This is a genomic window from Anatilimnocola aggregata, from assembly GCF_007747655.1.
Lineage (GTDB): Bacteria > Planctomycetota > Planctomycetia > Pirellulales > Pirellulaceae > Anatilimnocola > Anatilimnocola aggregata.
This window is the reverse complement of record NZ_CP036274.1, coordinates 4,160,311-4,174,843: the sequence shown is the minus strand read 5'-3', so window position 1 is coordinate 4,174,843 and position 14,533 is coordinate 4,160,311. Positions and strand designations below refer to the sequence as shown.

10 protein-coding genes and 1 riboswitch are annotated in these 14,533 nt (G+C 57.6%); of the genes, 4 read left to right on the top strand and 6 right to left on the bottom strand.

Going from position 1 to position 14,533, the window contains the following annotated elements; genetic code table 11:
* Positions 1–159 precede the first annotated feature (159 nt).
* A complete protein-coding gene (locus ETAA8_RS15840) occupies positions 160–1,665 on the top strand; it encodes a GGDEF domain-containing protein (RefSeq protein WP_145090099.1) in 1,506 nt (501 codons plus the stop codon).
* Position 1,666: 1 nt separating this feature from the next.
* On the opposite strand, the gene ETAA8_RS15835 is transcribed toward ETAA8_RS15840, so the two are convergent.
* Together ETAA8_RS15835 and ETAA8_RS15830 are read right to left on the bottom strand one after the other, a co-directional pair.
* Positions 1,667–3,151 (bottom strand): M81 family metallopeptidase, encoded by a 1,485-nt coding sequence (locus ETAA8_RS15835; protein ID WP_145090095.1) that lies wholly within the window; start codon positions 3,149–3,151, stop codon positions 1,667–1,669.
* Positions 3,152–3,184: 33 nt separating this feature from the next.
* Complete coding sequence (locus tag ETAA8_RS15830; RefSeq protein ID WP_145090092.1) at positions 3,185–4,594, bottom strand: PQQ-binding-like beta-propeller repeat protein; 1,410 nt, start codon at positions 4,592–4,594, stop codon at positions 3,185–3,187.
* 179 nt (positions 4,595–4,773) lie between these two features.
* A riboswitch (cobalamin riboswitch) is annotated at positions 4,774–5,028 on the top strand.
* 257 nt (positions 5,029–5,285) lie between these two features.
* Between ETAA8_RS15830 and ETAA8_RS15825 the strand changes: the two genes are divergently transcribed.
* Positions 5,286–8,123, top strand: coding sequence for a ribonucleoside-diphosphate reductase subunit alpha (locus ETAA8_RS15825; RefSeq protein WP_145090089.1), 2,838 nt, complete (start codon positions 5,286–5,288; stop codon positions 8,121–8,123).
* Between the two features lie 163 nt (positions 8,124–8,286).
* Entirely contained in the window at positions 8,287–9,360 is a 1,074-nt protein-coding gene (locus tag ETAA8_RS15820) for a ribonucleotide-diphosphate reductase subunit beta (protein ID WP_238397780.1), read from the top strand.
* A gap of 104 nt (positions 9,361–9,464) precedes the next feature.
* On the opposite strand, the gene ETAA8_RS15815 is transcribed toward ETAA8_RS15820, so the two are convergent.
* From ETAA8_RS15815 to ETAA8_RS15800, 4 genes are all read right to left on the bottom strand, one after another.
* A complete protein-coding gene (locus tag ETAA8_RS15815; protein ID WP_145090087.1) occupies positions 9,465–9,848 on the bottom strand; it encodes a Dabb family protein in 384 nt (127 codons plus the stop codon).
* Between the two features lie 146 nt (positions 9,849–9,994).
* A complete protein-coding gene (locus ETAA8_RS15810; protein ID WP_145090084.1) occupies positions 9,995–10,306 on the bottom strand; it encodes a type II toxin-antitoxin system VapC family toxin in 312 nt (103 codons plus the stop codon).
* A gap of 86 nt (positions 10,307–10,392) precedes the next feature.
* Positions 10,393–10,641, bottom strand: a complete 249-nt coding sequence (locus ETAA8_RS15805; RefSeq protein ID WP_145090081.1) for a hypothetical protein — start codon at positions 10,639–10,641, stop codon at positions 10,393–10,395.
* Between the two features lie 98 nt (positions 10,642–10,739).
* Positions 10,740–11,282 carry a pyridoxamine 5'-phosphate oxidase family protein gene (locus ETAA8_RS15800; RefSeq protein ID WP_145090078.1) on the bottom strand — a complete coding sequence of 181 codons (543 nt, stop codon included), beginning with the start codon at positions 11,280–11,282 and terminating at the stop codon, positions 10,740–10,742.
* Positions 11,283–11,429: 147 nt separating this feature from the next.
* Here ETAA8_RS15800 and ETAA8_RS15795 point away from each other — a divergent pair, with 147 nt between their 5' ends.
* Positions 11,430–14,474, top strand: a complete 3,045-nt coding sequence (locus ETAA8_RS15795) for a PVC-type heme-binding CxxCH protein (RefSeq protein ID WP_145090075.1) — start codon at positions 11,430–11,432, stop codon at positions 14,472–14,474.
* The last annotated feature ends 59 nt before the right edge of the window (positions 14,475–14,533 follow it).

Sequence of the window (14,533 nt, the reverse complement as noted above, 5' to 3'; positions counted from 1 at the left end):
TGATTGCCAACAACTTTGTCGCGAACACGCCGACTGGTGGGCTGATTCCCCCTACCTCGGTTTGACAGTTGCTGCCCGCAACGTAGCTCTAAATGGAGAAATTGCAGGCTATTCCAAGCCAGCGATCGTCCGTTTACTCGTTATCCAAGTTCCTTGCCGATGGTCCTCTGGATTGTCATCGCCGCGGTCGTCATCACACTCGTGTCCGCTCTGGCGTTCACGGGCTGGCGGCTGCGCGCGGCGTTTGCCATTCACGAAGAAGAGGCCGGCACTCAGCAAGCAGCGAAAGAAACGCTGGGCAAACTACGAGAATTGGCCGGTCGAGTTGCTCAGCAGGTCGATGAGCATTCGCATAAGGTAGAGGAAATCAGCGACGAGCTCGCCTCGCTTGATAAACCCGATGAACAAGACGTGCTGCTGACCGTCAACAAGTTGATTGACGTTAACGAGCACATGAAGCAGCAACTGCAAGCTGCTGAAGACCGGTTGAAGTCGCAGGCCCGGCAAATTGAATCACATGCTGTCGAAGCCCGCACCGATCCGCTGACGCAGGTCGCCAATCGCCGCGCGCTCGAGGACGAATTGCGGCGCGGTGTGGACGACTATCAGCAACGTGGTCGCCCGTTGTCGGTGATGATTATCGATGTCGACCATTTCAAGAAGTTCAACGATACACATGGCCATCAGGCCGGCGACGAAATCCTCCGCAGCGTGGCGCGCGTGCTGCGGCAGTCAACGGCGGAGTCAAATCTCGTGGCCCGCTACGGCGGCGAAGAGTTCGCCATCGTATTTCCCGGCTCCACGTTCGGCGCGGCGCGCGAAATAGCCGAAAAAGCACGGCTGGCGATTGCCTCGGCCCGCTTTCGCTACGAAGGTCGCGAACTGCGAGTGACCGCTAGCGCCGGCCTGGCCGAACTGATGATCGGCGAGACGGACGTCTCGCTGGTGAAGCGCGCCGATGAAGCGCTCTATGCTTCGAAGCACGCAGGGCGCAATTGTGCCCACTTCAACGATGGCTTTGCCAATCACGCGGTTAAGCTCGAAAGCACCCGCGCCCCGACGACTCCGGCCAAAACCGGCAAACCGGTTGTCGGCGACGAATGGCTCTACGAACCCGCGGCCGAAGAGATCGCGGAAGATGATCCCGCCGCGCAAGTCTCCAGTCGCCCAGCATTTTTCGATTGCATGATCGAGCGTCTCTCGATCTTGAAGAAATTGCCGAAAACCAAGCTGTCGCTGTTGCTAGTGCAACTTGATGGGCTGGAGCGAATTCGTACCGAACACGGCGTCTCAGCTGGCTCGATCGCGGTACGCGTGGCAGCCCAGATCTTTAAAGCCAATCTGCGCGACCTCGATCAGATTTCGCGACTTGAGGACAACACGTTTTCGCTCCTCTTGCCAGGCATTCAGGGGACCGATGCCCTTGCCATTGCTCAGCGCATACAATCGGCTGTGGCCCGTTATCCACTTCCGAAACGTGCCGGCGTGACGCGGGTCTCGGTTGCCATTGGTGTGGCCGAAGCGAGCAATTCCGATGACCTGCAAGCGGTGCTGCGACGAGCTCGCAAAGCTCTCGACAACGCCCTGCTCCATCCCGCACAGCGTCTCGCCGGCCTCAGCGCGCAAGACGTGACCATCAAACTGCCCACAGCAACCGACGAGTAGGTCAAACCGGCGACCACTCAAAATCTCGTTCGAGTGGATAAAGCGGTCGGCGACGATGGTCGTAGTGAAATGAATTCAGATCCGCTGACGTGCAGCCCGGCGTGTTGACCTTGATAAAGCTCTTGCAGACTTCCTTGTAGGCGGCCAGCGGCGCGTTCACGCCCTTGGCCACTAGCAGCTTGTACTTGGTTGGCTCGATGCCGAAGGTCGTAATCTGTTTGAGACTGAACGGCGGCACGCGGCGCGTCGTGAGCATGCACGTCAGCCCGCGCGAGGTGCGAACAACCGCCGTTGCGCCTTGATCCATCTTGGTAAAGCCGCCGTGGCGCGCTTGCGTTTCTTCGAACTTGCCGTCGTAGATGCCAAGAACTTCAACTTCGGCGACCAGCGGCGCACCATGCAACGAATCGGTGTTGCCTCCCATCGCGACCGACAACTTGCCACCGACGCCAGCAGCCACGCAGGCCTGCACGGCCGCCGGATCGTAAAGACAGACGAACGAATCGGGAATCGCCCGGTCGTTGATGGCCTGCGCGAGTAACGTCCCATCGGCGGGTGAGCCCCCACCGACGTTGTCGCCCATATCGAGCAGACAAACCGGTCCCGGCATGTGCACGGCCTGATCAAGTGCCTGATTGATGCTGATCAAGTGCCCTTCGAAATCCTGCCGATGTTGCCACAAATATCCGGCCAACTGGTTGGCCAAATGCTGAGCGAGGGGGCGATTGTTGTTCGTCACGACAAGCATCGCGGAGCCCATTTCTTCGACGTCGGCATAGGGGAAGCCCAGCATGATGCTGTTAGTAAGCACCTGGTCGTCGTTCAATTGCTCATCAGCCAGCTTATATAACGAATGGCACGGCTCGTCGTGCGTACATTGCCGTTCGATATTGATCGCAAGAGGCGGAAACGCAGCGGCCATTGTCGGCTGCAAGTCACCTTTGGCAGTGCGAATCATCAGCCGGGCAGCATCGATGCCCCGCGCCCGCTGATCGAGATGGGGATTCGTGCGATATGCGATGAGCGCGTTGCAGGCCGCGACCATTTTCGGCGAGAGATTGCCGTGCGGGTCGAGAGTACCGATGATCGGCAGTTCGGGGCGCGATAAGCGGCGAAGTTCACTCAGCCAATGACCGTCGAAGTCGGGCCACGGTTCGCTGACTGTGGCTCCGTGGGGGGCGACGAGCAGCCCATCGAGTGGACCGCACGCTTCGTAGGCAGTGAACATTCGCTGCAGCAGTTCTTCGGCCGCGGCCTTCTCGATGCAGGCAAAAGGAAGAGCCCGGGCGGCGAAAATGGGAACCACTTCCACGCCCGCATCGTCGAGCACGTGAAACATGCCCCCCACTTCGTGCTGCGAACCAGCGAGGCGCGTGCGAACCTCTTCGCCGGTGACGAGCAAATCCTGCTCAAAATGCTTCAGCGTCGTGGGCTGCGCAATGAAGGTGTTCGACTCCTGCAACAGCGCAATGATCCCGATTCGCATGACAGCCCCATTTCTCCCTACGTAATGACCAAATCACTTACCCACACAATACAGAAACTTGTTGCTCCGAATCAGCAGCCGCGAACCATCGACGGCGGGACTGGCGTTGAATACGCTTCGGTCATTCAGGTCGTTTACCGCCAACTGCTTGAACTGCGGATTGGCTTCGAGCACGAACGTTTTACCCTCGCGAGTCAGATAATACACGCGCCCTTCAGCCAGCAATGCCGAAGCATAGACCTGCCCGGCTCGTTCGAGTCGTTCTTCGTAAGTTACCTCTCCTGTTTCGACCTTCGCACAATAAGCCACGCCCCGCTGCTCGTGCATCCAATACAGGTGCTTATCGAGGTAAACGGGGGACGTCACATTCGAGCCTTTGATGCTCGTCCACAAGCGATGAGTATCGGTCACATCGCCACTGCCACCGGCCTTCACTGCGAGGGCGGCGTTGCCCGAACGACCACCGAGGCAGTAAACAATTCCATCAGCAGCGACGACGCTCGGCACCATGTACCAACCGATGTCAGTGTCGCAATTCCACAGCGGTTCACCGGTCTCGGGATTGAACGCCAGCACTTTGCCCTGCACCGACACAATTAATTCCTGGCGGCCAGAATCTGCTATCACCAGCACTGGAGTATTCCACGACTCGCGGATTTTTTTCTGCTGCCACTTCACTTCGCCCGTCTTTCGATCAAGGGCGTAAAGCGTTTCGCTCTCGACGCTCGCATTCACGAATACGAGGTCTTTGTAAAGAACCGGCGATGACGACGAGCCCCACTTGTTGGTCTTGCTGCCAACATCAGCCCGCCAGACTTCCTTGCCATCGTGAGTGAAGGCAATTACTCCTGTCTTGCCAAAGAAGACATAAACGTGGTCGGCATCGGCAGCAGGTGTGCTGGCGGCGAAACCGTGATCGCGAATGCTGTCTTCTTCGGGCAGTTTGGCGGCAACCTTCTGCTCCCAGATCAAACTCCCATCACTCTTTTTCAGCGCGAGCAGGTGACGCTTAAGATTTGCCTTGTCCCCTTTCTCGCCGGGGACGAAGAAGCCTGAATAGCATGTTATGTAGATTCGGTCGCCGAAGACGATCGGGCTCGATGCTCCCGGGCCGGGCATTTCGACCTTCCAAGCGATGTTTTCGTCCTTACTCCAAGTCAGCGGCAAGCCCTTGGCTGCGGTCGTGCCCATACCGCTCGGTCCGCGAAAGCTAGACCAGTTGGCGTCGGACGAGGCTGCGTTAAACGAAGTGAGTTTCACCGCAGGTTGTGCTATCGCTCGTGCCGGGCTCTCGTCCACTTCCCGTGCTTCGTCATCTACCGTCTCTGCTGTAGCCGCCGCTGAGCGCTGGTCAGGATTGGGCAACTGCTGCCCGCAGCCAGTCAATAATGAAACCGCCACAACAACGGCCAGGGACGCCGACCAATCACTTTGCCAACGCATGGTGAACTCGCTTGGACGAACCGATCTGGGATACGCACGCGCCGCTGATTCTAACGGTGCGAGGCCGCTGAACCAACTTTTTCCGGAAGACTTTTCACACTGGGCAAGTTCTCCCGACGTCCTACCCGGCAACTTCATAAAATCTATACGTTGTGGTTGACGGACTCTGGTAGCACGATATCATGGGCCTCGTTGCTGGTTGGCTCTGAACGCTCAGAGCCTCGAAAAGAGGGAACGCCGGTGAAAAACCGGGACTGCCCCGCAGCGGTAAGTGGAAACGACCGCCATCAACAGCACTGAGATTTTGCCCCGGAGCATGGACTGCCTACATCTTCGCGCACGACCTTGGGAAGCGATGGCCAGTAGGTTCGGTCGAGGTTCGCCTTGCCCGTTTGTCCACAAGTCCGAAGACCTGCCAGCGACTGAGCAGCGGCTTTACCCATGACAGCCGGTTACTGTCAGGCCGTGCACGCTCATCCGCCGTTACCTTCTCGGGGAAGGTCGGTCGAGGACAGCTGGCGAAAGCCGGCCTTGCGAATGCCCGCGCGCACTCACGACTCATCGGCACTTCTGTCGCCGCTTGGTCATGCGCAGGCTACGGCAACGCACCTCGATCTTCCGCTTCTCGCGTCGCCTCGGCGTGGCCCCGCACATGCGTATCGGACGGATACGCCCACAGGAGTCTTGCGAGATGTTGCTTGCCCCGCACGAATGGCTGGTACGGAAACGCGATGCCCGCGTCACGACGTTTGATCTTGGTCGTATTCAAAACGCGATCGCCAATGCGTTCCGCGCCGAGTTGCGACTGGCCGATGGTCAGCCTCTCGATACCGACTTGATGCACGAAATTGCGGCCGTTGCGCAATCCGTCGCCGACGACGTCGGCCCACTCGCCAGCCAGCCGAACGGCGTGGATGTCGAACGGATTCAAGACCTTGTCGAAATGGGACTGATGTCGCGCGGGCATTATCGCGTAGCGCGCACTTACATCATCTACCGCGCGGAACATGCCAAGATTCGCGCCTTGCGCAGCGATGTGCCTCTGGCGGATGAAGCAAACATCCCGACGACCACCGTACATGTTGTGCTCGAAGACGGCTCGCGCGTTCCTTTCGATCAACGTCGCGCTCGCAAGCGACTGGCCGAAGCAGCCCGCGGCTTGGAAGACGTGGTCAACGTCGACGAACTACTGGAAGAAGTGATTCGTAGCGTGTTCGATGGCATTTCGGTCGACGAAATCTATCGCGCTCAGATACTCGCCTCGCGTTCGCGGATTGAACGCGACCCGGCCTTCGATATTGTGGCCTCGCGGCTGACACTCAACGTCATTTATCGCGAAGCGTTCGGCGAAACACCCGACGCAAAGAACCTGCAGCGCGTCCACGAGAATCAATTCGAGCACTATATCATCGATGGGATTCGCGCCGGCCGCTTGTCGAATGAACTGCGCGAACTGAATCTGACTAAGCTCGCCGCGGCGATGAAGCCGGAGCGCGATGGCCAGTTCCGCTACCTCGGTGTGCAAGCGATTTACGACCGCTATCTGCTGCATATCGACGGTCGCCGGATTGAAACGCCGCAATACTTCTGGATGCGCGTGGCAATGGGCCTCGCGCTCAAGGAAGATGCGCGTGAAGAACGTGCAATTCAGTTCTATGAAGCGCTGTCGACGTTCAGCTTTACTTCGGCCACGCCGACGCTGTTTAACTCGGGGACTCCGCACCCACAGCTCAGTTCGTGCTATCTGAGCACCGTGAGCGATGACCTGGCTCACATTTTCAAGGCCGTTTCGGATAATGCGTTGCTCTCGAAGTGGGCTGGTGGACTGGGGAACGATTGGACCAATGTGCGGGCGACGAATTCCCACATTAAGGGAACCAATGGCCGCAGCCAGGGCGTGATTCCATTTTTGAAAGTCGTCAACGATGCAGCTGTCGCTGTGAATCAAGGTGGCAAGCGCAAGGGAGCCGTTTGTTCGTACCTCGAGACGTGGCATCTCGATATCGAAGAGTTTCTCGACCTCCGCAAGAACACCGGTGACGATCGTCGGCGTACGCACGACATGCACACGGCCAACTGGATTCCCGACTTGTTCCTTAAGCGGGTCAAGCAGAACGCCGAATGGACCCTCTTCAGCCCGGATGAAGTCAGCGATCTGCACGACTTGTTTGGCCGCGCGTTCGAAGAGCGTTACGAAGAGTACGAACGAATGGCGGATGCTGGCGACGTGCAACTCTTCCGCCGCATTCCCGCCGCTGACTTGTGGCGCAAGATGCTGACGCGACTGTTCGAAACCGGACATCCGTGGATCACGTTCAAGGATCCATCGAACATCCGTTCGCCGCAGGATCACGCGGGCGTGGTACACAGCAGTAATCTCTGCACCGAAATCCTGCTCAACACTTCGGAAACCGAGACTGCGGTCTGCAATTTGGGTTCCGTGAATCTTGGGAACCATATTAAGGACGGCAAGCTCGATCTGGAAAAATTGAAGACGACCGTGAGCACCGCGGTGCGAATGCTCGATAACGTCATCGACATCAACTATTATCCGACGCCCGAGGCGCGAACTTCGAACCTGCGACACCGGCCTATTGGGCTTGGCATCATGGGCTTTCAAGACGCGCTGCACGCGCTGGGCATCAGCTATGCCAGCGAAGCAGCGGTTGCCTTTGCCGACGAAAGTATGGAAGCCATTTCCTACTACGCGCTATCGGCCTCAGCTCAGCTGGCCGCGGAACGTGGTCAGTATCCGACCTATGTCGGCTCGAAGTGGGACCGCGGCTTGCTGCCAATCGACACGGTCGATGTGCTCGAGCAAGAGCGCCGCGACCCGGTGCTCGTCGACCGCAACTGCTCGCTCGATTGGCAGCCGGTACGCGAGGCGATTGCCAGGCACGGCATGCGCAACAGCAATGTGCTGGCAATTGCTCCCACGGCGACGATCTCGACGATCATCGGCGTCACTCAGTCGATTGAGCCTGAGTACAAGCTGCTGTATGTGAAGAGCAATCTCTCGGGCGAGTTCACGCAGGTGAACGAAGTCCTCGTCGCAGAACTGAAACGCCGCGGCCTGTGGGACGCCCAGATGCTGGAAGAGATTAAGTACTACGATGGTTCGCTGCAGAACATCGGCCGGATTCCCGTCGATCTTCGCAGCCGGTTTCTCACGTCGTTCGAAATCGATCCCAAGTGGCTCATCGAGTGCGCTGCCCGGCGACAGAAGTGGATCGATCAAGGGCAGTCGCTCAACTTGTATCTGGCCGAACCGAGCGGCCGCAAGTTGCACGATATGTACCTGCTCGCCTGGTCGAAGGGTTTGAAGACGACTTACTACCTGCGCACTCTGGCGGCAACCCAAGTGGAAAAATCGACGGTGGACGTGAATCGCTTCGGCATCCAGCCCAAGTGGATGAAAAACCGCAGCGCCTCGAGCGACGTCGAAGTTCGCCGCGAGGGGGAACTCACCGCCGACACAGGCCCCAAGCAGTGCCTCATCACCGACCCAACTTGCGAAGCGTGCCAGTAGCATCTCGCGAATCTTCCGCCCCCGCCCCTGCGGCGGGGGTTCAACGGCTTCTGCACTAACTGACGAGGCCTCTGGCATCAACTAGTGCAAAAGCTAATAAACCCCCGATCTCAGGCTCGGGGGCGATGAAACAGACAATTACAACCCAACGAAAGAAATACTCATGTCCACCGTTTCTCCTTTGAAAATGGATTCTTTGTCTTCGATGGCTAATGCCGCCAATAAGCGGATTGAGGCCAGCGAAAAGCGACTCATCAGCTGTCACCAGGTCGACGTGAATCAGCTGATGCCGCTGAAGTATCGCTGGGCCTGGGAGCACTACGTCAATGCGTGCGCGAACCATTGGATGCCCACCGAAGTGCCGATGAATAAAGACATCGAAACTTGGCGCGGCAGCAAACTGACCGAAGATGAGCGGCGGGTAATCCTGCGGAATCTCGGCTTTTTTGCAACGGCCGAAAGCCTGGTCGGCAATAACTTGGTTCTTGCGATATTTCGCCACGTCACCAATGCCGAATGCCGGCAGTACTTGTTGCGTCAGGCGTTCGAAGAAGCGGTACACTCTCACACGTTTCTGTACGTTGTCGAAAGCCTCGGCCTGAACGAAGGCGAGGTCTTCAACATGTATCACGAGGTTCCCGCGATCGCTGATAAAGACGACATGGAAATGGAGTTGACGGCCGAAATCCTCGACCCGAACTTCACCACCGATACGTTTGAAGGCGCGCAGGCCTTTTTGAAGAACTTGATCGGCTACTACCTGATCATGGAAGGGATCTTCTTCTACACCGGCTTTGTGATGGTCCTGTCGTTCCATCGCCGCAACTTGATGACCGGCATCGGCGAGCAGTTTCAGTACATCCTGCGCGATGAGACGATCCATCTCAACTTCGGCATCGACCTGATCAACGGCATCCGCAACGAGAACCCACACCTCTGGACGCCCGAGTTTCAGGCAGCCATGATCGCCCGCGTGCGCCAGGCGGTTGAACTGGAAATTGCTTACGCTCGCGACGTGCTCCCCCGCGGCATTCTCGGCCTCAATGCCGACCTGTTCCGCGACTATGTGCAGTTCATCGCCGACCGTCGCCTCGAACGCATCGGCCTGGCCACACAGTACGGCAGCTCGAACCCATTCCCGTGGATGAGCGAAACGATCGACCTCTCGAAGGAAAAGAACTTCTTCGAGACCCGCGTCACGGAGTATCAGAGTGCGTCCACGCTGAGCTGGGATTAGTCGCCAAAGTCGCCTATTTTCAATCAGCTTGTTCAACAATTAGTTCGATTGTTGAACACCCCTCTTTTGTGGTTAGACGCTCACCGCATGGACAGCTGAACGACTTATTTCGCTGTCTTCACGTACGAATCGAAGACTCGGACCTTGCTCCACAGGGCCTTGTTCTCTTCGATGAACTTATTGTGCCGCGGATGGGGAGCGTACTTTTCATACGCGGCCTTGTTCACGAAGACGATGTGCAGGGCGACCTGAAAGCCCTTATCGTTCACTTCGCGGTCGAGATCCTTGGCCAAGGCACCGACCGAAAAGTAAACAACTCCTTCGTGGTTCGAGAGATACTTTTCAGCGCCGTCGATCAACTTTTGCTGATTCTCGGGCGTATCGCTGGCCAAGGTGAAGAAGACCATGTGCGCCAGCTGCGGCTCCGCAGCGGCAGCGAAGTTAGTGGCGAAGGCGAGCAGCGCAAACGCGCAAAGCAAACTTTTCATCGAAAGACTCCAGATAATCGTGAGACAAAACGGCTGCGCGATTATCGGCTGGCTGTGATTAGACGCCAAGGTGGGGAACGCGGCGGTCAATTCGCGGGCGGAATGAGCAGCAGCGCACTCGGCTCTATGACTTGAATGAAAGGAAATCACTTGAAATCTGCACCATTGAATGTCAGCAAATGCGTCGCGGCGTGACGTTGCATCGCCGCAGCCAGCCGAGCATCGTGGGCTTGCTTGCCTTTTACTTCGAGCGAGTTTACGAGTGGGTACCAGAATTCGAAAATGGCGTGTTCGTCCCGAAGAAATCGAAAGTGATACTGGAACGATTGAATCTTCGAGGTTGCCTCTGCTACCGACAACCCGAAGCCGTTTTGAACTGCAGGACGAGTCACCACTGACCAATACTCATAAAAGTTTTGCGGCACAACGACTAGCTCGTATCCGGCATCCAATAGCATTTCCACTGCTGTATCAGCAAGCGTGTGTTGAGGATGCCCAGTCTCTGCAAGGCGGAGCTAAATATTTGTGTCGAGCGAGACTCGCATTAGTCGTAGATACTATCTCGACTATCGTCGAAGTTCGGGTTGTGCGAGGTCTGTTGTTCAATAAATGCGCGATACTCTCTTTTCCGGTGTTCGCGAGATCGTTGATCTCCTGGCGCGAGCAATGCGTTGCGCTCGGCAATTCTTGCCTGCACAGCCTGCCAGATATACTCGGAAACATCCGAGCCCGTCTCCGCAGCAGCTTCCGCAAGCACTGCTTCCCGATCAGGCGAAAGGTTGACCTGAATCATTACTTTGTTCAAGCAGGGAGAAGCCGTAAAATAGCATCGAAGCCTAACTGAATTCTATCAACGATTTCAGTCTCTGGTCAAAAGCAGCTCGGAAGAAATCACCCCAACGTCCCATGCTTCCCCGTGGTGCTTACGCGGGTACCGGTCACCACGGCGGTCAGCAGATTGAGCAGATAAGAAGTGTTCGAGGGGCCGTCCCAGTATTCGGCCGAGGCGACTTGCACGCGAATGAGCGCTAGCGAGGGGTCGTCGGGCCCATTGGGATACCAGCCCTTGGCGTGAATATTCCAAAGCTCGTGCGCTTTCTCGGGATTGTGTTCGCTGTGGGCGGTGCCAGTCACCACGACATAGCGGTTCTTGCTCGGAGCCGCATAAGTAATGAGCACGGCGGGGTTCGCTGCCAGCTCGGCAATCTTGAGCGACTCCGCATCGGTCATAAACCAGAGGGTGCCATCGAAATCTTCTGCCTCGATTTCTTGCGTGTACATGGGGCGCGCGTGCGGCTTGCCGCCACTCGGGAACGTGGTGAGCATGGCCACGCGAATATCGCTGATCAGCTCCGCCAGCCTGTCGATATCGCCGTGAGTTTCGTGGCCCGTAGCATTGTTATTGTGCACCGATTTCTGAGTTGAGGCAGTCATGATTGCGCACCTGAAGGTGTTATCTGCTGGGGAATCAAAAGGTCTGGCTTTCACGAAGTGCAAGCTGTGTGCCTTGTCAGGCACAATTCTGTGGGCGATTATTCAAGCTCGTCGATTCATGTGTGCAAGCGAGCCGCGAGAGCTGTAATGTCGAACAAGTTGATTCCTGCCCGGCTGAGGTTGCTATCCATCGGCCTGCTCGTGCCGCTGCTGGCGCTCGCCCTCTTCAGTAGTGGCACCGTCATGCAGGCGCAGCAGCCCGCTGCCAATCCGCCACGCGAGCTCGAAGTCGACGAACCTCTGCCGCCGCTCGAGGCCGCGCGGACAATGGTGGTCCCTGCTGGTTTTCAAGTCACGCTGTTCGCTGGCGAACCGGACGTGCAACAGCCCATCGGTTTCTGTATCGACGATCGTGGCCGGCTATGGGTCGCCGAGGCTTACAACTATCCGCATCACGGCACGAAACCGGGCGATCGAATTCTCATCTTCGAAGATACCGACAACGACGGCCGCTTCGACAAGCGCACCATCTTCTACGATCAGCTGAACTATGTGACCGGGATCGAAGTGGGCTTTGGCGGCGCGTGGGTGATGTCGCCACCGAACCTCTACTTCATTCCCGACCGCGATGGCGACGACCAGCCTGACGGCGCGCCGCAAGTGCTGCTCGATGGGTTTGGCAATCACGCCAATTCGCACAACCTGGCCAATGGTTTTTCGTGGGGCCCCGATGGCTGGCTGTACGGCACTCACGGCCGCACAAATTGGTCGCTCCTCGGCAAACCGGGTACTCCGAAGGAAGAGCGAGTACGTTTCGATGGCGGCGTCTATCGCTATCATCCCATCACGCACGAGTGGGAACCGTACGCTGACGGCACGACCAACCCTTGGGGCATCGATTGGAACGACTTCGGCGAATCGTTCATCTGCAATTGCGTCAATCCACACTTGTTTCACGTCATCTATGGCGCGCATTACGAACCGTGGCGCAATCGCGAGTCGAGCCAATACGCTTATCAGCGAATAGATACCATTGCCGACCATTTGCACTTTGTCGGGGCCGGCAACGTGCGCGATGGTCTTGGTTCCGCTGCTGAAGACAAAGCGGGAGGCGGACATGCCCACTGCGGCACGATGGTTTATCTGGGCGACAACTGGCCCGACAAATATCGCAACACCCTCTTTACGAACAACATTCACGGCCGTCGCATCAACAACGACCTGCTCCGCCGTTCAGGCTCGGGTTATCTCGCTGCGCATGGCGACGACCTGATGCGCTCGAAAGACCCTTGGTACATGGGCGTGACGCTACGCTACGGCCCCGATGGCTCGGTCTTCGCCAGCGATTGGTCGGATACGGGCGAATGCCATAGCGTGAAGAATACACGACGCGAGACGGGCCGCATCTACAAGATTTCGTATGGCCAGCCCCAAACGGGTGCCGTCGACTTCGCGAAGCTGAGCAACAAAGAGCTGGTCGAGAAGCAATTGCATCGCAACGACTGGCACGTGCAACATGCGCGGCGACTGCTGCAAGAACGAATGGCGGCGGGACAAGACATGACCGACGTCGCCCAGCAACTGAGGGCAATGTACAGCGAACAGATCGAAGTGCCGAAGAAGCTCCGCGCACTGTGGGCACTTCAAGTGATCGGCGAATTGAACGATGCCTTGCTGATCGAACAATTAGGGAATGAAAACGAATACATTCGCGCCTGGGCGGTGCGGCTGCTGTGCGAAGATCGCGATCCTCCAGCTGCTGCCCTCGATCGCTTCTCCATGCTGGCCGCGCACGATGTTTCACCCCTCGTGCGATTGCATATTGCCAGTTGCTTGCAGCGCTTGAAGCCCGAGCAGCGGTGGACGATTGCCGAACGATTGTTACAGCGAAGCGAAGACGCCGACGATGAAAACCTGCCGCTGATGATCTGGTATGCGATCGAGCCGCTGGTGAACGAAGATGCTGCGCGCTTTGTGTCACTTGCGGGCACAACGGAGTTGCCACTCGTGGCCCGCTTCATTGGCCGACGCATCGCCGGCATTCCAGCGGCGAAGGATGAGTTAGCAGCGGCGATTAAACTGCTCGGCGGCACCAAAGGAGAGACGCAGCAGGAGTTTCTCACCGGCATCATTACCGGGCTCGAAGGTCGTCGCAGTGTGCCGATGCCGGAATCGTGGCCTGCAACGTTTGTCAGCTTGAAGGAACGCCGCGATGACCGCTTGCTTGAACAAGCCCTGCAATTGGCGCTGATTTTCGATGATCCCACGGCGCTTGAACTCCTTAAAACTCAAGCTGCCGACGAGAAAGTAATTCCCGCCGTCCGCAATCGAGCGCTGCAAGCGCTCGTCGCAAAGAAGGCTGCGAATGTCGATTTTCTCTTGCTCAAATTAGCTGCCGATCCAGCTGTCGCGCGGGTAGCGCTGCGCGGACTCGCCGAATATGAGAATCCGGAAACGCCGACAATCATTCTGAATAACTACAACTCGCTCCCCAGCGCGGCCCGGCAAGATGCGCTGCAAACATTGGCCGCGCGCAGCGCCTGGGCCATGAAGCTGGTCGATGCGTTAGAAGCGAACAAGATTGCCCGCAGCGATGTGACCGCCTACACCGCTCGGCAACTCTTCAGCCTCGATCATGCCGAGCTCACTGCCCGCGTGAAAGCGGTCTGGGGAGAATTGCGCGAGTCGCCAGCCGATAAGCAACTGCTGGTCGCGAACATCAAGCGGCGAGTCACTCCCGACGCGATTGCCCGCGCCGATCGCGCCGCGGGCCGCGTCCTCTTTCAAAAGACCTGCGCGAACTGCCATCGATTCTTTGATGCCGGGGGCAAGATCGGTCCCGATATCACCGGCTCGCAGCGGACGAATCTCGATTACCTGCTGAATACGCTCATCGATCCGAGCGCTGCGGTGAATAAGGATTACCAGATGCAAGTGATTGCCACGACTAGCGGACGAATCATCACCGGGCTGATTGTGGAGGAATCGAAAACCGCCATCACCGTCCAAACGGTCAACGAAAAGATCGTTGTCCCGGCCGATGAAATCGAGGAGCGAAAAGTCTCGCCCGTCTCCATGATGCCCGACGGCCTGCTGCAAAATCTCTCGACCGACCAGGTTCAGCAACTACTCGCTTATCTAATGGGCCCCGAGCAAGTGCCACTTCCGATGGATGACGCCAACGGGAAGTAAGAGCGGACTTGTCTTCGTCCCGCACGGGCCGCTTTATCCGTAGCTGGGTCATTCCGTGA

What these genes read in the sequence shown, in the direction of transcription:
- ETAA8_RS15840 (WP_145090099.1), top strand. Translation starts at nt 160, where the DNA reads ATGGTCCTCTGGATTGTCATCGCCGCGGTCGTCATCACACTCGTGTCC.
- ETAA8_RS15835 (WP_145090095.1), bottom strand. Translation starts at nt 3,151, where the DNA reads ATGCGAATCGGGATCATTGCGCTGTTGCAGGAGTCGAACACCTTCATT.
- ETAA8_RS15830 (WP_145090092.1), bottom strand. Translation starts at nt 4,594, where the DNA reads ATGCGTTGGCAAAGTGATTGGTCGGCGTCCCTGGCCGTTGTTGTGGCG.
- ETAA8_RS15825 (WP_145090089.1), top strand. Translation starts at nt 5,286, where the DNA reads ATGTTGCTTGCCCCGCACGAATGGCTGGTACGGAAACGCGATGCCCGC.
- ETAA8_RS15820 (WP_238397780.1), top strand. Translation starts at nt 8,287, where the DNA reads ATGTCCACCGTTTCTCCTTTGAAAATGGATTCTTTGTCTTCGATGGCT.
- ETAA8_RS15815 (WP_145090087.1), bottom strand. Translation starts at nt 9,848, where the DNA reads ATGAAAAGTTTGCTTTGCGCGTTTGCGCTGCTCGCCTTCGCCACTAAC.
- ETAA8_RS15810 (WP_145090084.1), bottom strand. Translation starts at nt 10,306, where the DNA reads ATGCTATTGGATGCCGGATACGAGCTAGTCGTTGTGCCGCAAAACTTT.
- ETAA8_RS15805 (WP_145090081.1), bottom strand. Translation starts at nt 10,641, where the DNA reads ATGATTCAGGTCAACCTTTCGCCTGATCGGGAAGCAGTGCTTGCGGAA.
- ETAA8_RS15800 (WP_145090078.1), bottom strand. Translation starts at nt 11,282, where the DNA reads ATGACTGCCTCAACTCAGAAATCGGTGCACAATAACAATGCTACGGGC.
- ETAA8_RS15795 (WP_145090075.1), top strand. Translation starts at nt 11,430, where the DNA reads ATGTCGAACAAGTTGATTCCTGCCCGGCTGAGGTTGCTATCCATCGGC.